This window comes from Amphibacillus sp. MSJ-3 (assembly GCF_018919165.1).
Classification (GTDB): domain Bacteria; phylum Bacillota; class Bacilli; order Bacillales; family Amphibacillaceae; genus Amphibacillus.
This window is the reverse complement of record NZ_JAHLQM010000013.1, coordinates 37,488-63,386: the sequence shown is the minus strand read 5'-3', so window position 1 is coordinate 63,386 and position 25,899 is coordinate 37,488. Positions and strand designations below refer to the sequence as shown.

Annotated in this window: 23 protein-coding genes and 1 other annotated feature; all 23 genes read left to right on the top strand. The window is 36.0% G+C overall.

Features of this window, described 5'->3' with window-relative positions; translation table 11 throughout:
* The first annotated feature begins 879 nt into the window (after positions 1–879).
* The 23 genes from spoIIGA to pyrE all read left to right on the top strand — a co-directional run bounded on the left by spoIIGA (position 880) and on the right by pyrE (position 25,533).
* The gene (gene spoIIGA, locus KQI76_RS05630) at positions 880–1,785 is read left to right on the top strand and encodes a sigma-E processing peptidase SpoIIGA (RefSeq protein WP_216399342.1); all 906 of its coding nucleotides are present in this window, start codon (positions 880–882) and stop codon (positions 1,783–1,785) included.
* A 38-nt stretch (positions 1,786–1,823) separates the two neighbouring features.
* Positions 1,824–2,543, top strand: a complete 720-nt coding sequence (gene sigE, locus KQI76_RS05625; protein ID WP_216399341.1) for an RNA polymerase sporulation sigma factor SigE — start codon at positions 1,824–1,826, stop codon at positions 2,541–2,543.
* Between the two features lie 123 nt (positions 2,544–2,666).
* Positions 2,667–3,452, top strand: coding sequence for an RNA polymerase sporulation sigma factor SigG (sigG, locus tag KQI76_RS05620; protein ID WP_216399340.1), 786 nt, complete (start codon positions 2,667–2,669; stop codon positions 3,450–3,452).
* A 112-nt stretch (positions 3,453–3,564) separates the two neighbouring features.
* Positions 3,565–3,792, top strand: a complete 228-nt coding sequence (locus KQI76_RS05615; protein WP_216399339.1) for a YlmC/YmxH family sporulation protein — start codon at positions 3,565–3,567, stop codon at positions 3,790–3,792.
* Between the two features lie 1,797 nt (positions 3,793–5,589).
* The gene (locus tag KQI76_RS05610; RefSeq protein WP_483860944.1) at positions 5,590–5,841 is read left to right on the top strand and encodes a laccase domain-containing protein; all 252 of its coding nucleotides are present in this window, start codon (positions 5,590–5,592) and stop codon (positions 5,839–5,841) included.
* A gap of 248 nt (positions 5,842–6,089) precedes the next feature.
* The gene (locus tag KQI76_RS05605) at positions 6,090–6,770 is read left to right on the top strand and encodes a YggS family pyridoxal phosphate-dependent enzyme (RefSeq protein WP_216399337.1); all 681 of its coding nucleotides are present in this window, start codon (positions 6,090–6,092) and stop codon (positions 6,768–6,770) included.
* A 10-nt stretch (positions 6,771–6,780) separates the two neighbouring features.
* On the top strand, positions 6,781–7,209 hold the full coding sequence (locus KQI76_RS05600; protein WP_216399336.1) for a cell division protein SepF: 429 nt from the start codon (positions 6,781–6,783) through the stop codon (positions 7,207–7,209).
* 4 nt (positions 7,210–7,213) lie between these two features.
* Complete coding sequence (locus KQI76_RS05595) at positions 7,214–7,477, top strand: YggT family protein (RefSeq protein ID WP_216399335.1); 264 nt, start codon at positions 7,214–7,216, stop codon at positions 7,475–7,477.
* 12 nt (positions 7,478–7,489) lie between these two features.
* A complete protein-coding gene (locus tag KQI76_RS05590) occupies positions 7,490–8,272 on the top strand; it encodes a YlmH family RNA-binding protein (RefSeq protein ID WP_216399334.1) in 783 nt (260 codons plus the stop codon).
* A 175-nt stretch (positions 8,273–8,447) separates the two neighbouring features.
* Positions 8,448–8,945 (top strand): DivIVA domain-containing protein, encoded by a 498-nt coding sequence (locus tag KQI76_RS05585; protein WP_216399333.1) that lies wholly within the window; start codon positions 8,448–8,450, stop codon positions 8,943–8,945.
* Positions 8,946–9,037: 92 nt separating this feature from the next.
* Positions 9,038–9,263, top strand: a binding site (T-box leader).
* 122 nt (positions 9,264–9,385) lie between these two features.
* Positions 9,386–12,136: an isoleucine--tRNA ligase gene (gene ileS, locus KQI76_RS05580; protein ID WP_216399332.1), complete on the top strand. Its 2,751-nt coding sequence runs from the start codon at positions 9,386–9,388 to the stop codon at positions 12,134–12,136.
* Positions 12,137–12,287: 151 nt separating this feature from the next.
* A complete protein-coding gene (lspA, locus tag KQI76_RS05575; RefSeq protein WP_216399331.1) occupies positions 12,288–12,761 on the top strand; it encodes a signal peptidase II in 474 nt (157 codons plus the stop codon).
* On the top strand, positions 12,751–13,665 hold the full coding sequence (locus KQI76_RS05570) for an RluA family pseudouridine synthase (protein ID WP_216399330.1): 915 nt from the start codon (positions 12,751–12,753) through the stop codon (positions 13,663–13,665). Before lspA ends, KQI76_RS05570 begins: the two co-directional genes overlap by 11 nt.
* Positions 13,666–13,878: 213 nt before the next feature.
* Positions 13,879–14,421, top strand: coding sequence for a bifunctional pyr operon transcriptional regulator/uracil phosphoribosyltransferase PyrR (pyrR, locus tag KQI76_RS05565; RefSeq protein ID WP_216399329.1), 543 nt, complete (start codon positions 13,879–13,881; stop codon positions 14,419–14,421).
* A gap of 202 nt (positions 14,422–14,623) precedes the next feature.
* Entirely contained in the window at positions 14,624–15,985 is a 1,362-nt protein-coding gene (locus KQI76_RS05560) for a solute carrier family 23 protein (protein WP_216399328.1), read from the top strand.
* A gap of 88 nt (positions 15,986–16,073) precedes the next feature.
* Positions 16,074–17,015: an aspartate carbamoyltransferase catalytic subunit gene (locus tag KQI76_RS05555; RefSeq protein ID WP_216399327.1), complete on the top strand. Its 942-nt coding sequence runs from the start codon at positions 16,074–16,076 to the stop codon at positions 17,013–17,015.
* Entirely contained in the window at positions 16,969–18,255 is a 1,287-nt protein-coding gene (locus KQI76_RS05550) for a dihydroorotase (protein ID WP_216399326.1), read from the top strand. Before KQI76_RS05555 ends, KQI76_RS05550 begins: the two co-directional genes overlap by 47 nt.
* Complete coding sequence (locus KQI76_RS05545) at positions 18,252–19,337, top strand: carbamoyl phosphate synthase small subunit (RefSeq protein WP_216399325.1); 1,086 nt, start codon at positions 18,252–18,254, stop codon at positions 19,335–19,337. Before KQI76_RS05550 ends, KQI76_RS05545 begins: the two co-directional genes overlap by 4 nt.
* Positions 19,337–22,537, top strand: coding sequence for a carbamoyl-phosphate synthase large subunit (carB, locus tag KQI76_RS05540; RefSeq protein ID WP_216399324.1), 3,201 nt, complete (start codon positions 19,337–19,339; stop codon positions 22,535–22,537). Before KQI76_RS05545 ends, carB begins: the two co-directional genes overlap by 1 nt.
* Positions 22,537–23,304 (top strand): dihydroorotate dehydrogenase electron transfer subunit, encoded by a 768-nt coding sequence (locus KQI76_RS05535; RefSeq protein WP_216399323.1) that lies wholly within the window; start codon positions 22,537–22,539, stop codon positions 23,302–23,304. The genes carB and KQI76_RS05535 overlap by 1 nt, the downstream gene beginning before the upstream one ends.
* Positions 23,304–24,212 carry a dihydroorotate dehydrogenase gene (locus KQI76_RS05530; protein ID WP_253288822.1) on the top strand — a complete coding sequence of 303 codons (909 nt, stop codon included), beginning with the start codon at positions 23,304–23,306 and terminating at the stop codon, positions 24,210–24,212. The genes KQI76_RS05535 and KQI76_RS05530 overlap by 1 nt, the downstream gene beginning before the upstream one ends.
* Positions 24,212–24,916: an orotidine-5'-phosphate decarboxylase gene (gene pyrF / locus KQI76_RS05525; RefSeq protein WP_216399322.1), complete on the top strand. Its 705-nt coding sequence runs from the start codon at positions 24,212–24,214 to the stop codon at positions 24,914–24,916. The genes KQI76_RS05530 and pyrF overlap by 1 nt, the downstream gene beginning before the upstream one ends.
* On the top strand, positions 24,913–25,533 hold the full coding sequence (pyrE, locus tag KQI76_RS05520) for an orotate phosphoribosyltransferase (RefSeq protein ID WP_216399321.1): 621 nt from the start codon (positions 24,913–24,915) through the stop codon (positions 25,531–25,533). The genes pyrF and pyrE overlap by 4 nt, the downstream gene beginning before the upstream one ends.
* Positions 25,534–25,899 lie beyond the last annotated feature (366 nt).

Below are 25,899 nucleotides of genomic sequence, written 5' to 3'. Positions count from 1 at the left end.
GCACCATCCAAATCTGATAAATTTCAATGAATCTATCATACTATGAATGGTCGTATATTTGATCGAAAAGTGTTCAATCTTATTGAGCAATAACTGACTATTTTAGTTTAGCAGTTACATTTGTCATATTAAGGCTATTTCATTCGTGGTAAATTAGTATTAAAATATATTATTTTAAAATAATAAATTAATGATAAATATAGTATTTATAAGGATAATCTAAATTTCCACTTAAAATTTATTATACATTTAACAAAGCGCCAAGCCAGTGATTGGAAGGTCGGGTGGTGACTCCAGCGGGAACAGAAAACGGTCTTCGATGGGACGAGTAACCGCAAGTCTCTTTGGTGGGGCGAGTAACCGCAGCCCCAGTCCCAGTCCCACGAGTCCGAAAATCCTTATTGCGACACGGTAGTGGAGCAATAAGGAATGTTAGACTAAAACCGCCACGTCTAATTGACCCACATCCTGTACGCCCGAGGCCGTGCCCGCGGAAAGCGTCCACCCAGAGTGTAAATCACGGAGTGACACCTCAAAAAAATTTAAGAGGTGATGATTCTATTTAAATGATGACCAAAAGAAAAAGGAATCCAGTATCAACTGAATTCCTTTTTCTTTTTAGCTGAGTTTTGTCTCATCCTCTATTTTTATCCATGGGATATGAACGTTTGTTCATAAATGCTTTTCAACCGATCATTTACTACAATCCTTTTTACTTAGAACTGAGTTTTACATTGGCTTTTTTTATGTATTCATAACCAATGACAAGAACATCAATGATCTTATAAAAAAAGCTAAAATTTATTGTCAGGTTCTGACAGACTTTTTTACTCCTCACCTTTATAATGTTTTTAAAGCAAACAAGAAAGGAATCAAAAAGTGACGATTTACTTAGATGCAATTTGGCTTCTCAATTTTATGATTGATTATATGATCTTAAGATTAACAGGCTATTTAAGTAGAAGGAAAAATAGTGGTTGGCGAATAACCATTGCTTCAATGTTCGCATCTTGCATTGTATTTATTGTTATTTATTTTCCCAATAGTCTTTTTTTATATCCAATCGGTAAGATCCTGTTTTCAATTATTATTATTGTCATTGCTTTTAAGCACTCATCATGGTTTGAGTTTATTAAGGTTTGGTTATTCTTTTATTTTGTCACTTTTACTTTAGGAGGTATTTTATTAGGTATTCATTTTATTTTTGACCAATCTCTTCGAATTAATCATAGTTATTTTATGACAGTATCAACGGGATTGGGGACACCGATTAGTTGGTTATTTGTTGTCATAGGTTTTCCTGTTTGCTGGTATTTCACTAAGCAGACAATGGACAAGCAAGCATTGGCAAATTTTCAAACTGATCAGCTGTATAAATGCCAAATCCAAATACTTAATAAATCCGTCATGGTCTCTGGTTATTTAGACAGTGCCAATCATTTAATAGATCCACTAACAAAGCACCCGGTTGTTATTATCGATCAATATGTAATTAAACAATTTTTTAATGATGAAAAGATAGATCAACTTAAGCAGATCAATGAGACTTTAGACCTTTCGAAAGCTGATTCATCAATAGTCTCTATTATAAGATTAATCCCTTATCAGGATGTATCTAATCCAGAAGGTCTTTTACTCGCACTTAAACCAGAGGCCTTTATTATGGTTGATCATAATCAAACATTTGAAATTAAAAATGTGTTAATTGGTTTGCGATTTTCAAAGCTATCTTCAGATCAGGATTATCATTGTTTGCTTAATCCACAGTTATTTAAACAGCTATAAATAATTATATGACTAAAAAAGGGATGAGGAGTGTAAAAGTGCGGAAATTAATGTTGGAGTTAAAATTGATTTATTATAGGTTACGATTGAAATTAGGGCTAAAACCTAAAGAGATTTATTACATAGGTGGGAGTGAAGCTTTGCCACCACCATTATCAAAAGAAGAAGAATATCAATTATTATTGAAATTACCAGATGGTGATAAGGCGGCTAAAGCTATGTTGATTGAACGAAACTTAAGGCTGGTTGTCTATATTGCAAGGAAGTTTGAAAATACAAGAATTAATATTGAGGATCTAATCAGTATTGGGACAATTGGCTTAATTAAAGCAATTAATACTTTTAACATAGAGAAAAAGATTAAGTTAGCAACCTATGCATCACGCTGTATTGAGAATGAAATACTTATGCATTTGAGAAAAACAAATAAATTAAGATCAGAGGTTTCCTTTGATGAACCACTCAACATTGATTGGGATGGTAATGAATTATTACTGTCAGATATTCTAGGTACTGAAGAAGATATCATTGAAAGAGACCTTGAAGCAGCAGTAGATAAAAAGTTGTTACGGAAGGCACTTGACCAATTAACCGGCAGGGAAAAGCAAATTATGGAATTACGCTTTGGATTAGTCGGTAGTGAAAAAATGACTCAAAAAGATGTTGCTGATTTACTTGGTATTTCACAATCATACATTTCACGTTTGGAAAAGAAGATTATTAAGCGTCTTCAAAAAGAGTTTGAAAAAATGATTTAACCTATCAAGGATACAAGTTTATGAACATTCTCATTTGACCTTTAGAAATTATTACCTGCATAAAAGCATTAACCAATGGTGATACTGTTCCATGTATAGTTGGACAACATGGGAGGGTCACATATGGTTAGACATAAAGTAGAAATATGCGGTGTAGATACATCAAAACTACCGGTCCTCAAGAATGAAGAGATGCGAAAATTATTCAGAGAGTTACAAGCAGGTGATCAGTCAGCGAGGGAAACTTTAATCAATGGGAATTTGCGATTAGTATTAAGTATCATTCAAAGATTTCAAAATCGTGGAGAATATGGCGATGATTTATTTCAAGTGGGTTGTATTGGGCTAATGAAATCAATTGATAATTTTGATCTTAGCCAAAATGTTAGATTTTCCACTTATGCAGTGCCAATGATTATAGGCGAAATTCGCCGTTATTTACGTGATAACAACCCAATACGTGTTTCTCGATCACTAAGAGATACAGCATATAAAGCGCTCCAAGCAAGGGAGAAAATACTTAGTAAAACATTAAAAGAGCCGACCGCAGAAGATATTGCTAAGGAATTAGGAGTTGAACAGTCAGATATTGTATTTGCTTTGGATGCAATACAAGATCCTGTTTCCTTATTTGAACCGATATATAATGATGGTGGCGATCCGATTTATGTGATGGATCAAATTAGTGATGAAGGCGATGAGGAAGAAGATTGGGTAGATCATCTTTCATTACGAGAAGGAATTAAGCGTTTAAACGCGAGAGAAAAACTTATTCTAACGAAGCGGTTTTTTCAAGGACAAACACAGATGGAAGTGGCTAATGAGATAGGCATCTCTCAAGCACAAGTTTCAAGACTCGAAAAAGCGGCCATCCAAGAGATGAATCAGGATATGTTTGATGGCCATTAAATATAAGGTGAATCCATTAACCGATTGCAATCATTGCAATCGGTTTTTTAAATGGATAGAAAGGTAATGACACTTACAAAATGTTCATATAGTTAAGTAGGGTGGTGATTTGATGGAAACATTAACTAATTTACAAGCAAAAGAAATTGTTTCAGTGAATACGGGAGCAAGAATGGGTTATATTATAGATTTAGAAATAGATGTTGATTCAGGTTTAATTACTGATATCATTATTGGCAGTCGTTCCAGTCTTGGGCACTTATTTAATAAACGAGAAGAAATAATCATTCCTTGGAGCAACATTATTACACTAGGAAATGATGTTATTTTAGTTGAATAAGATGTTTTGAATGAGTTAGAGTAAAATGTTTAGGAGCAGGCTAGCAAGCGAAAAGGGTCTATTTATTAGATCAATATTTTGCTTTTAACGAGATAAAAAGGCTGAGTTCAGTGGTACAGCATTCAGCAATTGAACTAGCTGTTACAAGTCCTTTCCATCGGAATGCCAGTGTAGCATTGGAAAGTTTTTTTGGGCTATCCAGCGATCGGTCACGAAGATGTTCACCAACAATTCTTTGATACATCAGTTATTCCAGAGAAGTCAGTGCCCATTGACGGAAAGAGATTTAACATTTCTTAATTTATTGATATGATTGATTTCAGGCATTGCTAGCATCCTTTTATTTCCTCCGGCCATTAACGGTAGGGTATTTTGAAGGGGCTGGCAAGCCTTTTTTTTGTACAACCTTCTGATATTTAGGTTGCGATACTCTTAACTTTTATTATGCAGTAAACACCAGGTATAAAGATTAAAATTTCCACCGAGATAATTAGCATATTTTGTATTAGAATATAAGCAACAATGTTATAATAAGACATTGATATATTTAGGTTATTCTACATTTTTATCCACCTTTTGGTAAACCTGTACAACCTAACTAATTACTACATTTTATTTAATTCATACATGGTAAATGGAATAAAGAAAAAAACCGTTTATTTATTATTCATATCTGAAATAATAATTGCTTATGTAGTTGCGGTACGGATTGCTATTTTGGTTTTCACACTTATTATGTTATCGGGTTTTTATAGTCACTATCCTCTAAGAGAATACATTTCTGATTTACCATTTGGTGTAGTGGGAACACTAATATTTATTGTTATTGCTATTATATTTTTTAATTAGAAGAATGAGTGGCTATACGATTGGATCTTTGTTAAAAAATAAAGCGTAGTGATGTTGAAGTGGAAATTATCCAGCTGTCAATTGTCTTGCCTTGTTGAATGAATTTCATTAATAACTAGGACTGTGATTAATATTGTATCTAGTCATGTAAAGATATTTAGACTCCCACAGGAACAGCAAACGGTCTTCGATGGGACGAGTAACCGCTGTCCCAGTCCCACGCGTCCGAAAATCCTTATTGCGGCACGGTAGTGGAACAATAAGGAATGTTAAAACCGCCACGTCCTGTGGCAACGTCTAACTGACCCACATCCTGTGCGCCCGAGGTCGTGCCCGTGGAAAGCAAAGTATCTGGCAAAGGCGGGTCAAGAAAGCCGAGTCATTAATTAATGAGATACTAAAAGTTGTATAAAATAAGACTTAAAAAGCTCCCACAATTACTTGACTCAATCTTTGAATGAAAAGTCAGAGAAAATCTAGATAAGATATGATAAAATAAACTTTAAGAAAATACTCACTTATGACTAATACTTTGTAATGAGTCGAGCAATAGATTTTTGCCTTAGTCTAATTGTGAAAGATATATTGTGTCATCATTAGATAGAGAGCTTAATCGTGAAAAAACAAGCTTTTTAAAGGATGATCCACCTTATAAACAAATTCTACTATGAAAAGATAAATTCCCTGAAATAAGAGGGAGATAACAACTCGTTTTGGTGGTATTAGTAGATCACCTTATGGTACATTTAAGATGAGTCTACACGGTAATGAAAAAATCTGTTATAGAAAATAGAGCGAGGATGTCAGACTATCTTGCTTATCCTCTAGGGTCATATTGGATAGGAGAACAAGTTCATGAGACAAAAGTCCTTTTCATCTCAAAACATGATCCAAAGATAGGTGTAGAAGACATTCCAACGAAATGGAACAATAGTAGCAACTGATGGTTTGATGACAAGAGACCGCAATGTGTTAATCACAGCCTATTCAGCTGACTGTGTTCCAGTTTCTTACTATGATCCAGTATCAGCTTGGATCTACATTATTCATGCTGGTTGGCGAAGTATAGCTCGTGGAATTGCCGGTGAAATAGCTAAAGGATTGATGAAAGAAGGCGTAAACATTCATAGGCTATTTATCACAATTGATCCATCGATTGGCTTTGCTCGATATCAGGTAAATCAAGATATCATAGATTAAATTCCACCTACTTATTAGAATAATGTAAGTAATATAATTGATAATGACGACCAGTGTTTAATTGATTCTTTTTTAAAAAAATCTATATATGTTAATCGACCAAGGGATAAAGTCTAACAAACCTCTTAGTCAGTGAACAATATACATACGATTCTACGGAATTTTATTCTTATCGTCGTGTCATGGTAGGACAGGCCGAATGCTTGGTTTGATTGGTTGTCGTTAATGCTTATAAAAGGGGGAGCATTGTGACCATAGAAAGTAATATTGAAAAAGTTAAACAAGAGATAAAAGAAAGTTGCCAAAAAGTCGGTAGATCAACCGATGAAATTACACTGATAGCTGTGACAAAATATGTTACAATAGAACAAACAAAGGAAGTTATTGACGCTAAGATTGTCAATATTGCTGAAAATAGATTAGAAGGTTTAACAAAAAAACAAGCGGCTTGTACGAATGAAGATGTTATTTGGCACTTCATTGGAAATTTACAATCGCGAAAAGTAAAAGATATTGTTGATAAAATGGACTATTTTCATGCACTAGATCGCTTATCTATTGCGAAAGAAATAAATAAACGAGCTAAGCGAAGAATACCTTGCTTTGTTCAAGTAAATGTAAGTGGTGAAAAAACAAAGAATGGTATCGCACCAAACGAAGTAGAATCTTTTATTGAATCATTGGCGGACTTTCCTAATGTAGAGGTCGTCGGTTTGATGACAATGGCACCATATACAGACGATCAAATTATTTTACGCCAGGTATTTCGGAAGCTCCGGGAACTGCGTGATTATATTGTGGGGAAAAATTACCCACATGCACCGTGCCAAGGCCTATCGATGGGAATGAGTCATGATTATAAGATTGCAATTGAAGAGGGAGCAACCCATATTCGAATAGGTAATCGTATCGTCGGAACAGAAGGGTAAAGGTGATAAAATGAGCATTAAAAACAAATTTCGCACACTTTTTTCAGTAGAAGATGAAGAATATTATGAGGAAATTGAACCAGCTGAGACTGAAGAAATCATGAGACGAAGTGATAGACATGAGAATAAGAATATTGTTAGTTTAAAATCGGTACAACCTCAAGCAAAGGTTGTCTTATCTGAGCCAAGATCATATGAAGAAACTCAAGATATTGCCGATAATATTGTTAATCGTCGATCAGTTATTATTAATTTGCAACGCGTTGATTATCAACAAGCCAAGCGCATTGTCGATTTCCTCAGTGGAACAGTGTATGCTGTATCAGGTGAAATTCAAAAATTAGGCCCACATACCTTTTTATGTACACCAGATAATGTAGAGATAACAGGAAACATAACTCAGGTTATAGAAGATGAAGAAATGGAACAAAGGTGGTAAATAGATGGATCTAATTGAAGTGTTAATTTTTAGATTAGTTAATTTATATCAATTTGCGATTGTAATTTATATTTTAATGTCGTGGTTCCCTGGTTCGCGAGAATCATCAATTGGCCAATTTTTAGCAAGTATTGTAGAACCTTATTTGGAACCTTTTCGAAAGATGATCCCTCCGCTTGGTATGGTTGACTTTTCTGGCCTTGTTGCATTAATTGTTTTGGAATTTGCTGCAAGTGGCCTTGACGTACTATTTGGATTTTTCAGGTGATCACTAAATAAGATGGATATTTACCAACATTTTCGTAAAGATGAGCAACCTTTTATAGATCAGGTTTTGAGTTGGAGGGAACAGGTTGAACGTCAATATATACTCAAATATAGTGACTTTTTAGATCCACGGGAGCAATATATTTATCAAAGTATCATTGGTCAAGATGAAGAAATAAATTTGCATTTTTTTGGTGGCATTGAAGGTACAGAACGAAAACAGGCTCTTTTAGCTCCTTATTATGAAACAGTATCAAATGAATCATTCCCGATTGATATATTAACAGCTTCTTACCCAGTTAAATTTGTTAATATTGAGCATCGTGATGTATTAGGTGCTTTTTTATCATTAGGCATTATGCGTAAAAAACTAGGCGATTTGGCTATCGATTCTAATAATGGTCGGATTCAAATAATTACTAGTGCTGATATTAGTGAATATGTTGCTACACACTTAACTTCAATCAAAAAAGCAAGTATTCAATTTAAAAAAATCCCGATTAGTCAAGCAATCTTAATCAAGGATGACTGGAAGACATTTGAAACAACAGTTAGTTCGCTCCGCTTAGATGTTATTTTAAAACATTTTTATCATCTCTCAAGAACACAAGCAACAGAATTAATAAAAAAAGATTTAGTCAAAGTCAACTTTAAGATTGTGGAAGATCCTTCTTTTCTTGTTGAATTAGGAGATATCATTTCGTGTCGCGGAAAAGGTCGAAGTCGATTAAATCAAATCATTGGACAAACTAAGAAGCAAAAATGGCGGATTAATTATGCGCGATTAAGTCATTAGGAGGATTGTTTTTCGCGGATCAACTGTCAGTGAAAGCTTGATTTGTTTATTTAACATTCAGTGAAGATGAAAAACTCCCTTACTGCGTGAAGATTCACTTTATTAGCAGGAAATCTGCATATATATGTCGAAATATAATAACAACAGCAATTAAAAGATTGAGGAGGTGGCCATTGTGCCGTTGACACCATTAGATATTCATAATAAAGAGTTTACTAGAGGCCTAAGGGGTTACGATCAAGATGAAGTGAATGATTTTCTAGATCAAGTAATTAAAGACTTTGAAATTGTAATTCGTGAAAAGAAAGAGCTGAAACGTCAAGTAGAGAATTTACAAGAACAATTGGGTCATTTCACCAATATCGAAGAAACCTTAAACAAATCTATTTTAATTGCCCAACAAACAGCGGAAGAAATAAAAGGAAATGCTACAAAAGAATCCACGTTGATCGTTAGGGAAGCAGAAAAAAATGCAGATCGAATAATCAATGAAGCTTTGGAAAAATCAAGACGAATTGAAATTGAAGTAGAGGAATTAAAGAAACAGGGTAAAGTTTTTCGAACACGGTTAAAAATGCTTGTTGAAGCACAACTTGAACTTGTTGATAATAAAGATTGGGATCAACTTTTAAAGATCGATGATTTGGAAGATGAAGTAGAGGAGTCTGAATAAGATTTCAAGTAATTCACCTTGACGAATTCACTATGATTACATATAATTCATAGATGAGATTATATTTTAATTTTTTAAAAAAACAAACAATTTGAACAGCAATGCGAGAAAGAGTAAATTATTTCCCCTTATTTTAGCGAACTAGGAAATGGTGTGAGCCTAGTATAAGAAGATAATTGAAGATCATTCTCAAGCTTCCTATTTGAACAATGGTGTAAGTAAAATAGGACGGTCGACATCCCGTTATGATGATTTAAGTGAGTTATATGTTTTTTTATAGCTAACTAGGGTGGTACCGCGAGTTCTCTCGTCCCTTTTGGGATTAGGGAACTTTTTTATTTTCTAAAAGAATCAAGCAAGCTATCACAAGTGGGGAAAGTTGCTATTTCTATTGTTAAACCAATCATTATTGGACAGAATGAGATTAGGAGGGATCATTAATGGATTATAAAGAAACGCTATTAATGCCGAAAACAGATTTTCCGATGAGAGGGAATCTACCGAACAAAGAACCAAAGATGCAAGCAGAATGGGAGCAAGATAATCTTTATCAAATGGTCGAGGAAAGAACAAAAGGTCGCCCCTTATTTGTACTACATGATGGCCCACCATTTGCAAATGGTGATATTCACATGGGACATGCTTTAAACAAAATTTTAAAAGACTTTATTGTGAAATATAAATCGATGACGGGTTTCCATGCACCATATGTACCAGGCTGGGATACTCATGGCTTACCGATTGAGACGGCATTAGCTAAGAAAAAGGTTAATCGAAAAAAAATGTCGACGGCAGAATTTCGACAAAAATGTACTGATTATGCTTTAAAACAAATTGATAATCAAAGAACCCAATTTAAACAATTAGGAGTACGTGGGGATTGGGATAATCCTTATATTACGTTACACAAAGAATATGAAGCAGCACAAATTGAAGTATTTGGAGTAATGGCTAAAAAAGGGTATCTATACAAAGGTTTAAAACCTGTTTATTGGTCACCGTCTTCTGAATCCGCATTGGCAGAAGCTGAAATTGAATATCAAGATAAGCGTTCTCCGTCTATTTATGTTGCATTTGATGTAAAAGAAGGTGGAGAATTATTAACTGGAGATGAGCGATTTGTAATTTGGACAACAACTCCATGGACTTTACCTGCTAACTTAGCAATTGCTGTTCATCCAGATCTAACCTATGTTGTTGTTAAGGTAAATGGCGAGAAGTTAATCGTTGCAGAGGAACTCTTGGAATCAGTGGCTAAAGAACTTGTGTGGGAAGACTATCATATTGTTCAATCCTTCAAGGGAAGTGAAGCTGATCGACTTGTTGCTAAACATCCATTTTATGATCGTGATTCATTAATCATCTTGGCTGATCACGTAACGCTTGATAGTGGTACTGGACTCGTTCATACTGCACCCGGTCACGGTGAGGATGACTTTAATGTTGGACGGGAATATGGCTTGGAAGCTTTTTGTCCAGTCGATGAAAAAGGGGTCTTTACAGCTGAGGCACCAGGCTTTGAGGGCTTATTCTATGATGCCGCCAATAAAGAAATTACTGACTTATTAGAAACTAAGGGTGCACTACTCTCACTATCATTTATTACGCACTCCTATCCACACGATTGGCGAACAAAGAAACCGGTTATTTATCGTGCTACGAATCAGTGGTTTGCTTCAATCAAAGATTTCCGCTCTGATATTCTAGCAGAAATCGGTCAAGTGAATTGGCTACCTAAATGGGGTGAAACACGTCTGTTTAACATGGTAAAAGATCGTGGAGATTGGTGTATTTCAAGACAAAGAGTTTGGGGTGTTCCGATCCCAGTGTTTTATGGAGAGGATCAAACACCAATTATTACTGATGAAACAATTAACCATGTCGCTAATCTATTCCGTCAACATGGGTCTAATATCTGGTTTGAATGGGAGACAAAAGACTTGTTACCAGATGGCTTTACATCTGAACATAGTCCTGGTGGAACATTCACTAAAGAAATGGATATAATGGATGTTTGGTTTGACTCTGGTTCATCACATCAAGGGGTATTGTCAGAGAATAAAGAATTAAAAAGACCAGCTGATATTTATTTAGAAGGATCGGATCAATATCGCGGTTGGTTTAATTCTTCAATTTCAACATCTGTTGCTGTAACTGGTAAATCCCCATATAAAACTGTAATAAGTCATGGATTTGTACTAGATGGTGATGGACGTAAAATGAGTAAATCAGTTGGTAATGTTGTTGTACCGGCAAAAATAATGAGACAATACGGTGCAGATATATTAAGACTTTGGGTCGCATCTGTTGATTATCAAGCAGATGTTCGTATATCAGATGATATTATGAAACAAACATCTGAAGGTTACCGTAAAATTAGAAATACATTCCGCTTTTTACTAGGTAACTTAGCTGACTTTGATCCGAATGTAAATAAAGTAGCAGATGACCAACTTGAAGAATTAGATCAATATATGTTAGTTAAATTACAACAGGTTATAGATAAAGTTTTAAATGCTTATGATAACTATGATTTTTCAATGGTTTACAATCAAGTCCATCAATTCTGTTCACAGGAGTTAAGTGCTTTCTATTTAGATTTTGCTAAAGATATTCTTTATATTGAGCCAGAGAACAGCCATCGACGTCGCTCGATACAAACGGTTTATTATGAAACTTTAATCAGCTTGGTCAAATTGATTACACCAATACTAACACATACGGCTGAAGAGGTTTGGAGTCATATACCGCATAAAGAAGAAAAATATGTTCAATTAACAGATATGCCTCAAGTTCGTAAGATAGGTAATGACCAAGCTCTAATTGAAAAATGGGATCATTTTGTAGCTGTTCGAGATGATGTCTTAAAAGCACTTGAAGAAGCAAGAGCAAATAAGGTGATTGGTAAATCGCTTGAAGCAAAAATTGTCCTTACTCCAAAGGATGAAGAAACAAAAGCTTTACTAACTGACATCGATCGACTTGACCAATTATTTATTGTTTCAAAAGTTGAACTTGAAACTGAGATCAGCGATCAGCCAGGTGGATATGATTATGTTCATGTACAAGTTGAAAAGTATAATGAAGATAGATGTGATCGTTGTTGGGTAGTTTCTGATACAGTTGGAAAAGATAATCAACATCCAGATCTTTGTGATAGATGTGCAAGTATTGTTGAAGAATATTATTAAAAATACTAAAAGCGTTCAGTTAGTTTCACTATCTGAACGCTTTACTAATCCATTTTAAATAAGTTGAAAGAAATTCCTTTAAGTTATTTCCCTTTTCAATTATAAATATGCTAAAATGCAAATATATGACGTTGGATGATGGAGGGTATAGATGATTTATTATTTGTTAGCTTTATTAACTATTTTGATTGACCAATTTACAAAGTGGCTTGTTTTAACGAATATGGAAGTAAAAGAGAGCATTTCGATTATTGACAATTTCTTATACATAACTTCGCATCGAAATTCAGGGGCAGCATGGGGTATTTTAGCGGGCCAAATGGTGTTTTTTTATATTATTACTGTGATTGTTATCGCCATGATCGTTTATTACATCCAAAAATATGCAAAAACAAATAGATGGCTCGGTGTAGGTTTAGGACTAGTTCTAGGTGGTGCAATCGGTAACTTTATCGATCGAATAATGTATCAGGAAGTTGTTGATTTTATTGATGTTTATTTCGGTTCTTATAGCTACCCTATTTTTAACCTTGCTGATTCTGCACTAGTTATTGGAGTCATTATAATTGGGATTATAATTGTCAAAGATGAGTTTGGAAAGGGCGCTAAAAAAAATGACGTATAATGAACATGTGATAGATTCGGCCAATGAAAATATTCGGATAGATAAGTTATTGAGTAAGCTGTTAACTGATTCATCAAGGGCACAAATTCAAAATTGGATTAAGGCGGGATTAGTGAAGGTAAATGGGAAAATAGTAAAAGCTAATTATCGCTGTCAAACTGGACAGATCGTTACATGGGAAGAACCAGAGGTAGAAGAGATACAAATAGAACCTGAATCACTTAATTTAGATATTATTTATGAAGATAATGACATCATTATTGTCAATAAAAGAAAAGGAATGGTGGTTCACCCAGCTTCTGGCCATCGTTCTGGAACACTGGTTAATGGACTCTTATTTCATACTGAACACCTGTCAAAAGTCAATGGAGAAATACGCCCTGGTATTGTTCATCGAATTGATCGAGATACAAGCGGTCTATTAATTGTTGCCAAAAATGATCAGGCCCACCTGGCATTAGCAGATCAACTTAAACAAAGAAAGGTCAAACGCTCTTATCTTGCACTCGTTCATGGTGCGATTCCACATGAATATGGTACAATTAAGGCGCCGATTGGTAGAAATCCGAAAGATCGCCAAAGCATGTCAGTTGTCTCGAATGGTAAAGAAGCAGTGACTCATTTCGAGGTGATTGAACGTATAAATCAAAAGTTTACTCTAATCAGGTGTAAGCTTGAAACTGGACGTACGCATCAAATCCGCGTCCATATGAAATATATTGGCTTCCCAATTGTTGGAGATCCTAAATATGGACAAAGAAAATCAATTAAGGGTGATGGTCAAGCTCTACATGCGGAGGCGTTAGCCTTTCAACATCCACAAACGAAGGAGTGGCTTGAATTTAAGGTTGACCCACCAGCAAGCTTTAATCACTATTTAGCAAAAGCACGAGAAAGCTATTGACTTTGCATTAAAAATCTGAAATAATAAGTTTAATAAGAAAACCTTTAACTACAGTCCCGTGAGGCTGAAAAGGAATGAATCGTTTATTTGGATAGCTATCGTTTATTCAAATCCCTTTTCCCACGCGGAGAAAAGGGATTTTTTATGTGAATTTTATGATTATCATTGTGAAATCAAAATAACTTTAATCAGCTTAAGAGGAGGTATAGAGTAGTGAAAAGGAAGGCAGATGTCTTAGATCAACCAGCTATTAATCGAGCATTGACACGAATTGCACATGAAATACTTGAGCACCATAAAGGTGTTGAAAATCTTATTTTAGTTGGAATAAAGACACGAGGAATCCCTCTGGCTGAAAGGTTACAATCAAAAATCAAGCAGATCGAAGGGATCGAAGTTCCGATTGGTGAAATAGACATTACGCTTTATCGTGATGATTTGAGCCATGTTACTGAACAAGCAGAGCCAACAGTAAATATTGACCAGCTCCGTATTGATATCGATCAGAAAAAGGTCATTCTTGTTGATGATGTTTTATATACAGGTCGAACTGTTCGGGCTGCTATGGATGCATTGATTGACTTTGGTCGCCCAGCCCAAATTCAATTAGCCGTATTAGTTGACCGCGGTCATCGGGAACTACCCATTCGAGCTGACTTTATAGGAAAGAATATTCCAACCGCTCAGTCTGAGGTTGTGAATGTGACGTTAGAAGAAACGGATGGTACAGATTTAGTTAGTATTTATCAAAAATAAAGAACTGTTCATAGAAACCTTTAAATCGAGCCCCGTGAGGCTTGCAAGGTTGTATAGGGATAGCTGTGTTTACACATGCTTTAAAAACCTCTTTGCAACTTTGCAAAGAGGTTTTTTGATAGCTATTAAAAAGATTTTTAATCATTAAGATTGCTTAGAATAATTAATTGGCCTAAGGGATAGAAAGAGGAGGAAGTATAAGATGAAAAGATTGGATATGGTAATGGATGTAGAAGATGTTCCGAAAAAATCAAAATGGTTGATGTTGAGTTTACAACATTTGTTTGCAATGTTTGGTGCAACGGTGCTTGTTCCGTTTCTTACCGGCTTATCCCCATCAGTTGCACTTATTTCAAGTGGAACAGGGACACTTGCATATTTACTTATAACAAAAGGAAAGATCCCTGCTTACCTAGGGTCAAGTTTTGCCTTTATTACACCGCTTATAACTGCGATTAATGATGCCAGTGTTCCAGCAGCAATGGTCGGTAGTTTTATGTCTGGTTTAGTCTATGGTGTACTTGCATTATTAATTGCTGCCTTTGGTTTGGATTGGTTAATGAATATTTTACCTCCAATCGTTGTAGGACCAGTCATCATTGTAATCGGTCTTGGTTTAGCACCGACTGCAATTGATATGGCAATGAATGTTGATGGGGCTTATAGTGGGAAACACTTTTCAGTCGCTATGCTTACTTTACTAGTAACAATCATAGGTTCACTATTTTTTAAAGGCTTTTTCGGCTTAATCCCCATTTTAATCGGAATTATTGTAGGGTATATATATGCACTTATTGTTGGAATTGTTGATACGACAGCTATATCTGAAAGTTGGAATCAAATTATTAGTGCAAATTCAGTTGGGGAGTTCTTTGGTGCTGTCTTTGTATTACCTGAGTTTGTTATACCTTTTGTTCACTACTCGCCTTTTGAAGTCATCAACTGGAGTGTTGTTGCAGTTATGGTTCCGATAGCACTTGTTACAATAAATGAACATATTGGTGATCAAATGGTGCTATCAAAAGTAGTTGGACGAAACTTTATTAAAGAACCAGGTTTACACCGTTCGCTTTTAGGTGATGGAGTTGCTACTATCATTGCTTCATGTTTGGGTGGGCCGCCAAATACGACTTATGGTGAAAACATTGGCGTTTTAGCCATTACTAGAATCTTTAGTGTTTTTGTGATTGCTGGAGCTGCTGTGCTTGCTATTATCTTCGGATTTATTGGTATTATTGCAGATGTCATTATGTCAATCCCTTCTCCAGTAATGGGTGGCGTTTCAATATTACTATTTGGAATTATTGCTTCAAGTGGATTAAGAATGCTTGTTGATAACCAAATAGACTTAGGGAACAATCGTAATCTTATTATTGCTTCAACAATATTGGTAATCGGTATAGGCGGGGCTTTAATCAGATTCTCCATCTTTGGTTTAAACTTTGAATTTGCTGGGATGGCACTTGCAGCTATCATTGGCGTTATCCTAAATTTAGCATTGCCAGGTAAAGAATCTGGATATGGCAATGGAAATATGTTTGAGTCAAATCAAACACAAGAATAACCATTTATAGACTAGCCCACTTTGGTATAGCTAGTCTTTTTTATAAGCAAATACGTATGAAAAAAATTATTTAACGAGGTGAATATGAATGAATAACTTTGTCTCAATGAAAGCCATAACTGCAGATGAAATAATGTACTTACTTAAACAAACAGATCGGTTTGCTGAGGGAGAGCTACCAAAACAGGAAAAGGATAAAAAACGTTTTATTACAAATTTATTTTATGAACCAAGTACGCGGACAAAATTAAGTTTTGAAGTAGCTGAGAGAAAATTAGGTTTTGAGGTGATTGACTTCCAAGTCGATTACTCAAGTGTACGTAAAGGAGAATCTGTTTATGATACTGCAAAGACTGTTATATCAATTGGTGCAGAGGCAATTGTTATTCGACATTCCTTAGATAATGCTGTACAGAAGTTAGCTGAACAGTTAGATGTACCAGTAATTAATGCTGGTGATGGTGCAGGTGAACACCCAACACAATCCTTGCTAGATATATATACAATGTACAAAGAATTCGGTGATTTGAAGGGCCTAAATGTACTTATCGTTGGTGATATTATTCATAGCCGTGTTGCACGGTCAAATGCATATGCACTTCGCACATTAGGTGCTAATGTATATCTTTCGTCTAAACCAGAATGGCAAGATGATCGATTGGATTTTCCTTATGTTGAATTAGATGAAGCTATTGAAATGTGTGATGTCGTGATGTTACTGCGGATTCAATCAGAGCGACATGATCAACCAAAAGTTGTTGAAGCAAATGAGTATTTAAACAAATACGGTTTAACAATTGAACGGGAAAAGCGGATGAAGCAGAATGCAATCATTATGCATCCGGCCCCAGTCAATCGAGATATAGAAATTGATGATCAATTAGTTGAATGCAAACGTTCGAGGATTTTCAAACAGATGGAATATGGAGTTTATGCAAGAATGGCGGTTCTTGATTATTTATTAAATAAGGAGGGGCAAGAAAATGGCGACAATTATCAAACAATGTACGCACATGTTAACTCATATTAAGGCAAAAAAAATAGATATAAAAATTGAACAGGGGAAAATAACCGATATATCAGAGCATATTACTAAAAAACCTGATGATATCATTATTGAAGCGGATGGAAAATTAATTGCCCCAGGTTTTATTGATGTTCATGTCCATCTACGTGAACCAGGTGGGGAAGCGAAAGAAACCATTGAAACAGGGACAAGAGCCGCTGCTAATGGTGGTTACACAACAATTTGTGCGATGCCCAATACAAATCCAGTACCAGACGGTAAGGAAAATCTGGCAGGTATTTTAGAAAGAATCAATAAACACGCACGCGTTCATGTTCTTCCATATGGTTCAATAACAAAAGGCTTACAAGGAAAGGAACTGGTTGATTTTCAAAGTCTTGGAGACCAGGGAGTGTTTGCCTTTACTGATGATGGTGTCGGGATTCAAACAGCAGACCAGATGTTGGCGGCGATGCGATTTGCCAAGCAGATAAATAAACCAATTGTTGCCCATTGTGAAGATAATTCATTAATTAATAATGGAAGTGTTCACCAAGGTGAGGTTAGTGAAAGATTGGGTGTTAACGGCATACCTTCCATTTGTGAATCTGTTCAAATTGCGCGTGATGTGTTACTTGCTGAGGCGACTGGTTGCCATTATCACGTTTGTCATGTTAGCACAAAAGAATCTGTTCGTGTGATTCGTGATGCTAAACGAGCGGGAATTCATGTGACTGCGGAAGTAACACCACATCATCTATTGTTAAATGAAACTGATATTAAGACGAGAGATACAAACTTTAAGATGAATCCACCTTTACGATCAAGAGCAGATCAAGAAGCGCTATGGGAGGGGTTACTTGATGGAACGATTGATTTAATTGCAACAGATCATGCCCCACATACTGCCGTTGAAAAATCAAGAACGTTAGAACAAGCACCATTTGGTATTGTTGGGCTAGAAACAGCATTTGCACTATTATATACAAATTTTGTACAAACGGGTAAGTGTACACTTAAGCAGCTTATTGATTGGATGACGATAAAGCCTGCTGATGTATTTGCTTTACAAAAAGGGAGACTAGAGATCGGACAAGACGCAGACATTGTCCTAATTGATTTAGATCACAAGTGGTCAATTACTCCAGAAGCTTTTCAATCAAAAGGAAGAAACACACCATTTGCTAAGTGGGATGTTACTGGGAAACCCCTACTAACAATTGTAAATGGCCAAATCGTTTATCGGGAGGTTGAAATGATATGAAGAGACAATTGATATTAGAAGATGGGACCCGTTTTATCGGGAAGGCATTTGGCTATTCAGGATCAAAACAAGGAGAGTTAGTATTCAATAATGGAATGACTGGATATCAGGAGACCATATCAGATCCATCTTACTGTGGTCAAATTGTTTTAATGACATATCCTTTAATCGGAAACTACGGCATTAATCGTGAAGATTTTGAATCTGTTCAGCCATCCTTACATGGACTAGTTGTAAAGGAGATCTGTGAGCATCCATCAAACTTTCGCTCAGATCAATCGATGGATAGTTATTTAAAAGCTAATAAAATTCCCGGTATTGCTGGTATTGATACGAGACAATTAATGAAACATATTCGTAAAAATGGGATTATGCGGGCTGTATTAACCGAATATTCAAATAAAATTGATGATGTTGAAGTTAAGTGGGAACCACCTGTCACCGATCAGGTCAAACAAGTTTCGACAAAAAGTCCATATGTAATCCCAGGGGATGGTAAACATATCATTTTGATTGATTATGGTATGACACATGGTATTATCCGTCAATTAATCAAACGAGATTGTCATGTGACTGTCGTTCCATACCATTATACAGCTGAAAATATCCAAGTCTTAAAACCGGATGGTGTTATGTTATCTAATGGGCCCGGCAATCCAAAAGATCTTCCAGAAGCAATCGAAACCATTCGAGACTTGATCGATCAATTCCCGATATTTGGGGTTTGCTTAGGGCATCAATTATTGGCTCTAGCATGTGGAGCTAATACAGAAAAAATGGATCTCGGCCATCATGGCTCAAATCGCCCTGTGAAAAACATAATGAGTAAAAAGACGTGTTTAACTAGTCAAAATCATATTTATAAAGTGACTAAATCATCACTTAAGGATACCAAGCTCATCTTAACACATAGTGATTTAAACGATGGAACTGTAATGGGATTACGCCATCAAGATAGACCGGCTTTTTCGGTTCAATATTTGCCGACAAGCACGATAGCACCTGAAGATACAAAAGACCTATATGACCAATTTATAATAGAGATTAGTCAATTTAGCACCGATAGAAAGGGGATCATTTAATGCCGAAACGTACAGATATCAAAAAAATATTAGTGATTGGATCAGGTCCAATTATTATTGGACAAGCCGCTGAATTTGATTATTCTGGAACGCAAGCTTGTCAGTCTTTAAAAGAAGAAGGCTATGAAGTGGTATTAGCCAACTCAAATCCAGCAACAATTATGACAGATCAAACAGTTGCAGATACAGTCTATATGGAGCCCCTAACAGTTGACTACTTAACGAAAATTATTCGTAAGGAAAGACCAGATGCAATATTACCTACCCTAGGTGGACAAACTGGCTTAAATTTAGCAATTGAGTTAGACGAGCATGGTGTGCTAGAAAAATACCAAACTGAATTACTCGGTACAAGTTTAGAAGCGATTCAATTAGCTGAAGACCGGGAAAAGTTTCGTCAACTTATGCACGACTTAAATGAACCAGTTCCTGAAAGTGAGATTGTTAACACGGTTGATCAGGCATTATTATTTGCAGAAAAGATAGGATATCCTTTAATTGTAAGACCAGCCTACACCCTTGGTGGAACAGGTGGTGGCATGTGTTATAACGAAGAAGAATTAAAGGAAGTTACTCGTGGTGGATTGAGTCTATCTCCCGTTCATCAATGCTTGATAGAACGAAATATTGCGGGATATAAAGAAATTGAATATGAAGTCATGCGTGATCAAAATGATCAAGCTATCGTTGTTTGTAATATGGAGAATATTGATCCAGTTGGAATTCATACTGGTGATTCGATCGTTGTTGCCCCATCACAAACCTTAAGTGACCGGGAATATCAATTATTACGCCTAGCATCATTGAAAATTATAAGAGCATTAAAAATCCAAGGAGGCTGCAATGTTCAATTAGCCCTTGATCCAGATAGCTTTAATTATTACATTATTGAGGTTAACCCTCGTGTCAGCCGTTCTTCTGCTTTAGCCTCTAAAGCAACAGGATATCCGATAGCAAAAATTGCAGCCAAAATCGCAGTTGGTCTGACTCTTGATGAAATCATCAATCCAGTGACAAAGACAACATATGCTTTATTTGAACCTACCCTAGACTATGTTGTTACAAAATTTCCGCGATTCCCCTTTGATAAATTTACCAATGGCAATCGGACACTAGGGACACAAATGAAGGCAACGGGTGAGGTAATGGCAATTGGTAGAACTTTCGAAACGTCATTTTTGAAGGGGATTCGCTCTTTAGACTTTACTGACGGGGACTTTTATCAAGCTGACTTAGTTAATCTACCGACATCAGATTTAAAGAGAAAGCTGATGGCAACAGATGACCAAAGGATTTTTATCATTGCTGAACTATTTCGTCGTCATATTGATGTTGAGGAAATTTTCCAATTAACAAGAATAGATCGCTACTTTTTAACTAAAATTCAAAATATAATCGAGTTTGAAAAACAATTAGCATTGAATAAATTTGATCTTAACCAATTATTAAATGCAAAAAAAATAGGCTTTTCTGATCGACAAATAGCAAGAATAACAGGATTATCTGAAGATGATATTTATAATAAAAGAAAGGACTTCGATATTCAGCCAGTATATAAAAAAGTAGACACATGTGCAGCTGAATATGAATCAAATACACCTTACTTTTACAGTAGCTACGAAGAGGAACAGGAGTCTATTTGTTCCTCAAAGAGGAAAGTTTTGGTAATCGGTTCAGGAGCGATCCGAATTGGACAAGGGATCGAATTTGATTATGCAACAGTTCATTCTGTCTTAGCTTTAAAAGAACAGGGATATGAAGCAATCATTATTAACAGTAATCCTGAAACGGTTTCAACAGATTTTAGTACCTCTGATAAGCTATATTTTGAACCTTTAACTTTAGAAGATGTCATGCATGTGGTTCAGTTGGAACAACCTTTGGGAGTCATCGTCCAATTTGGTGGTCAAACAGCAATTAATTTGGCCGAAGGTTTAACTAGAAGGGGCGTTCGGATATTAGGGACATCACTTGAAAGCATTGATCGAGCAGAGGATCGAGATAAATTTGAACAGTTATTATCAAAATTAAACATACCACAACCAAAAGGAAAGAGCGTTTTAGAACTCAATCAAGCGGTTGAAGTAGCAAAACAAATTGGTTATCCGGTTCTTGTCAGACCATCGTATGTAATCGGTGGTAGTCAAATGGAAATTGTTTATAATGAAAATGAACTGGAAACATATTTGGAAAAAACAACCCATATTAAACGAAAACATCCTGTGCTGATTGATAAATATTTAACAGGAATTGAAGTTGAGGTTGATGCGATTAGCGATGGTAAAACAACAATAATCCCTGGAATAATGGAACATATAGAACGAGCTGGTGTCCATTCAGGTGATTCGATTGCTGTTTATCCAACTCAAAGAATTGATCAAACGACAAAACAAAAGCTGATTGATATCACGATTAAAATTGCTGAATCTCTTAAGATTAAAGGATTAATTAATATTCAATTTGTTGTGCATAAACAAGAAGTTTATGTATTAGAAGTTAATCCACGTGCAAGTCGAACGATTCCTTTCTTAAGTAAAATCACAGGACTATCAATGGCCAAATTGGCTACGAGAGCTATTTTGGGTGACCAATTACAAGCATTAGGTTATCAAAGCGGTTTGTTACCTGAGGCCGACTATGTTTCAGTAAAAGTACCTGTTTTTTCATTTGAAAAACTAAAGAGTGTTGATACAATACTTGGTCCAGAAATGAAGTCTACTGGGGAGGTCATTGGTAGGGATAAAACATTAGCTAAGGCACTGTTTAAAGGTTTAACTGCTTCAGGGTTAGCCATTCCATTTGAAGGTGCGATTTTAATGACTATTGCCGATAAAGACAAAGCAGAGGCTTTACCGATTGCAAGACGTTTTCAAAGCATTGGATTTGATATATTTGCTACATCAGGAACGGCACAGTATTTAAATACACATGGTGTAAAGGTTCAAGAGGTTGGGAAAATTGGTTCAGAAAAAGTCAATTTGCTTACAAAGATTAAGCAAAAGAAAGTGCAATTTGTGATCAATACACTTACATCCGGAAAAAAACCACGTTCTGACGGCTTTAAAATTAGACGTACGGCAGTAGAAAATGGGATAGCTTGTTTAACAAGCCTTGATACGGCAATAGCCATATTAGATGTGATCGACTCTACTACGTTTACTGTTCAACCAGTCGTTGATAAAGAGGAGGTTATTCGCTAATGGAACAATTAAAGGTTGTAATCGACGGAATCGACTTTATCGCTAACCAAACAGTTAAACTTGATCTAAGACTGGACTTAGAAAGATTAAGCAAATTTCAACCTGGACAATTCATTCATATTAGAGTCAATCATGGAACGGAACACATGCTTCGACGCCCAATCTCAATCGCTAATATCGATATTGAAAAGCAAATTCTAACAGTTATATTTAAACAGTTTGGTGATGGAACGAAAGCTTTAGCGCAACTACAACCAGGTCAGTTACTGGATGTCCTTATTCCATGTGGAAATGGTTATCCAATTGATGAGCTTAAGATTAGCAAGGCACTTTTGATCGGTGGCGGTATTGGGGTTCCCCCGCTCTATTATCTTGCGAAGAAGTTAGTTGAAAAAGATGTTGAAGTATCAACAATTTTAGGATTCCAAACTAAGGATGACGTTTTTTATCATGATGAGTTTAATCGCATGGGAAAATGCTATGTAACGACAAATGATGGTAGCTATGGTAGCAAGGGCTTTGTCACAGACGTTATTGAGAAGGAAACACTTGATTTTGACTATTACTTTAGCTGTGGACCAAAGGCGATGTTAAAAGCAGTTCAAAATCAATTGAATCATTTCCCGGGCTATATTTCTCTTGAAGAACGGATGGGCTGCGGGATTGGAGCTTGTTATGCTTGTATCGTGTCATCGGCAGACAAATCAAAATACAAAAAGGTTTGTGTGGATGGTCCGGTGTTTAAAGTAAATGAGGTGATTTTATAATGGACTTATCAATAGAGATACCAGGGCTAAACTTAAAAAATCCGATTATGCCAGCTTCAGGTTGTTTTGGCTTTGGTAAAGAATACTGTCAATTTTATGATCTTAGTAAATTAGGGGCAGTTATGATAAAAGCAGCAACGCTTAAACCACGTTTGGGAAATCCAACACCACGAGTTGCGGAAACCTATTCGGGAATGTTAAATGCGATTGGTCTTCAAAATCCAGGAGTTGAAAAGATCATCAAGGAAGAACTCCCTTTTTTAAAACAGTATGATTTACCGGTGGTTGCTAATGTTGCTGGGAGTACAATTGACGAGTACGAAAGTGTGACTGAAAGTTTACGTCAGACAACTGATATTGCAGCAATTGAGCTGAATATTTCATGTCCAAATGTGAAAGAGGGTGGTGTTCAGTTTGGAACAGTCCCTGAAGTTGCAGCTGAAGTAACTAGACGAGTTAAAAATGCAAGTCATGTTCCTGTTTATGTTAAATTATCACCAAATGTAACTGATATTGTTAGTATTGCTAAAGCTGTTGAACAAGCTGGAGCAGATGGAATTACAATGATCAACTCATTAACAGGTATGCAAATAGACTTAAATCGGAGACAACCCCTATTAGCAAATCAAGTAGGTGGTTTAACAGGCCCCGCAATTAAGCCAATTGCAATCCGAATGATCTACCAAGTCTATCAAGCAGTTAAAATCCCAATCATCGGTATGGGAGGGGTATCAAAAGTTGAGGATGTGTTAGAGTTCTTACTAGCTGGTGCTAGTGCTGTTGCAATAGGGACAGCTAATTTTCAGAATCCGATGATTTGTTCGGATATAATTGATCAATTACCAGCTTGTTTAGCAAAGTACGGCTTTAGCTCGGCAAAGGAAGCAATTGGAGGGGGGCATCATTAATGAATCGTCCAATATATCTTGCTTTAGATTTTAAAAACTGGCAAGAGACGGAGTTATTTTTAGTAAAGTATCAACTTGATCAAGTTGCTGTAAAAGTGGGGATGGAGTTATTTTATCGAGAAGGACCAGATGTTGTGAAACGGTTGCGTGATCGTGGCCATGAGGTTTTCTTAGATATTAAACTTCACGATATTCCAACAACCATTTATAAGGCAATGAAGAATATTGCTAAGTTAGACGTTGCATTGACTAATGTTCACGGCTTAGGTGGTGGTGAAATGATTCAGGCTGCGAAGGCGGGACTTCTTGACGGTGCAAACGGCTCAAATATACCAGATTTATTAGCTGTTACCTTATTAACTTCGATTCAAGAAGAGGTACTTAAACAAGAATTAAAAATTCAAAGTTCAGTTGAAGAGACAGTTGTTCATTTAGCTAAACTTGCACAAGATAATGGGGCAGATGGAGTCGTATGTTCGGCTCATGAAGTCAAGGCATTAAAAGCAGTTTGTGGTGATCAGTTCTTAGCGGTCACCCCAGGAATCCGACTATTAAATAGTCATTCAAATGACCAAAAACGGGTTGCAACTCCAAGTTTGGCAAAAAGAAACGGGGCAGATGCACTCGTGATCGGTCGGAGTATTACCTTAGCCGATCATCCAAAAAAGGCTTATTTAACAGCAAAAGAGGAGTGGAATGCATGACAGAGTTAACCAATCACATATTAACAGAACTAATTGAAATTGATGCGATTCAAATTAAACCTGATCGATCATTTACTTGGACATCAGGAATTAAATCACCCATATATTGTGATAACCGTTTGACGATTTCTTATCCAAAGATTAGAAATAAAATAATTGAAGGTTTCATTGAAGAAATCAAAACAAAACAATTAAAGATTGATGTTATTGCTGGTTGTGCGACAGCGGGGATTCCACATGCTGCTTGGCTAGCCGATCGATTAGATAAACCAATGATCTATGTCAGAGGCCAAGCAAAGGCACATGGAAAAGGGAATCAAATCGAAGGTGTTATTCGACCAGGGGATCATGTGGTGGTAGTTGAAGATTTAATTTCAACGGGAGGATCAGTACTTTCTGTTGTTAAAGCCATTGAAGCGGCTGGAGGTATTGTAGAAGCGGTCTTTGCTATTTTTAGTTATGGACTAAAAAGAACTAATGATGTTTTCAATCAAGCAAATATACCTTACTATACACTAGCAAATTTTAATCAATTAGTTGAATTGCTGGTTAATAAAGGGGAAATTACTGAAGCCGAGGCGAAAAGTCTGATTGATTGGTGTAATCAACTAGGTTAAAGAAGAAACTTATATGGTGATCAAACACCCCGAAGTTAAGATCAAAAATTAACTACCGACGAGGCCACTGAAAAAGTAAAAAGGCGACTTGGATCTATAAGGTCAGATCTAGGTTGCTTTTTATGTTGTATAATATGACTTAAAGCCTAATTCAAGGTTAGTCATTAAAAGTCAAACAACTTACCTAGTAGGATGCACCGTTGATTTTCACTCAAGGTGGTCGCTTTCCGCGGGTCTAATTGGCATGGAGTTACAAGGAACCATGACTATTTTTACAGTGAATATAAAAAGAATATTGAAGTTGATGAGTCAAAACAGGGGGAATACCTTCTTGTTTATAAAATGATGCTGGGACATAACTAGTCT

Excerpts from the sequence above, each read along its gene's own strand:
- KQI76_RS05535 (WP_216399323.1), top strand. The coding sequence starts at position 22,537 with ATGGAACAATTAAAGGTTGTAATCGACGGAATCGACTTTATCGCTAAC.
- ileS (WP_216399332.1), top strand. The coding sequence starts at position 9,386 with ATGGATTATAAAGAAACGCTATTAATGCCGAAAACAGATTTTCCGATG.
- KQI76_RS05595 (WP_216399335.1), top strand. The coding sequence starts at position 7,214 with ATGGATCTAATTGAAGTGTTAATTTTTAGATTAGTTAATTTATATCAA.
- sigG (WP_216399340.1), top strand. The coding sequence starts at position 2,667 with ATGGTTAGACATAAAGTAGAAATATGCGGTGTAGATACATCAAAACTA.
- KQI76_RS05600 (WP_216399336.1), top strand. The coding sequence starts at position 6,781 with ATGAGCATTAAAAACAAATTTCGCACACTTTTTTCAGTAGAAGATGAA.
- KQI76_RS05570 (WP_216399330.1), top strand. The coding sequence starts at position 12,751 with ATGACGTATAATGAACATGTGATAGATTCGGCCAATGAAAATATTCGG.
- pyrE (WP_216399321.1), top strand. The coding sequence starts at position 24,913 with ATGACAGAGTTAACCAATCACATATTAACAGAACTAATTGAAATTGAT.
- pyrF (WP_216399322.1), top strand. The coding sequence starts at position 24,212 with ATGAATCGTCCAATATATCTTGCTTTAGATTTTAAAAACTGGCAAGAG.
- KQI76_RS05555 (WP_216399327.1), top strand. The coding sequence starts at position 16,074 with ATGAATAACTTTGTCTCAATGAAAGCCATAACTGCAGATGAAATAATG.
- KQI76_RS05550 (WP_216399326.1), top strand. The coding sequence starts at position 16,969 with ATGGCGACAATTATCAAACAATGTACGCACATGTTAACTCATATTAAG.
- KQI76_RS05530 (WP_253288822.1), top strand. The coding sequence starts at position 23,304 with ATGGACTTATCAATAGAGATACCAGGGCTAAACTTAAAAAATCCGATT.
- KQI76_RS05590 (WP_216399334.1), top strand. The coding sequence starts at position 7,490 with ATGGATATTTACCAACATTTTCGTAAAGATGAGCAACCTTTTATAGAT.
- KQI76_RS05615 (WP_216399339.1), top strand. The coding sequence starts at position 3,565 with ATGGAAACATTAACTAATTTACAAGCAAAAGAAATTGTTTCAGTGAAT.
- KQI76_RS05545 (WP_216399325.1), top strand. The coding sequence starts at position 18,252 with ATGAAGAGACAATTGATATTAGAAGATGGGACCCGTTTTATCGGGAAG.
- carB (WP_216399324.1), top strand. The coding sequence starts at position 19,337 with ATGCCGAAACGTACAGATATCAAAAAAATATTAGTGATTGGATCAGGT.
- KQI76_RS05560 (WP_216399328.1), top strand. The coding sequence starts at position 14,624 with ATGAAAAGATTGGATATGGTAATGGATGTAGAAGATGTTCCGAAAAAA.
- lspA (WP_216399331.1), top strand. The coding sequence starts at position 12,288 with ATGATTTATTATTTGTTAGCTTTATTAACTATTTTGATTGACCAATTT.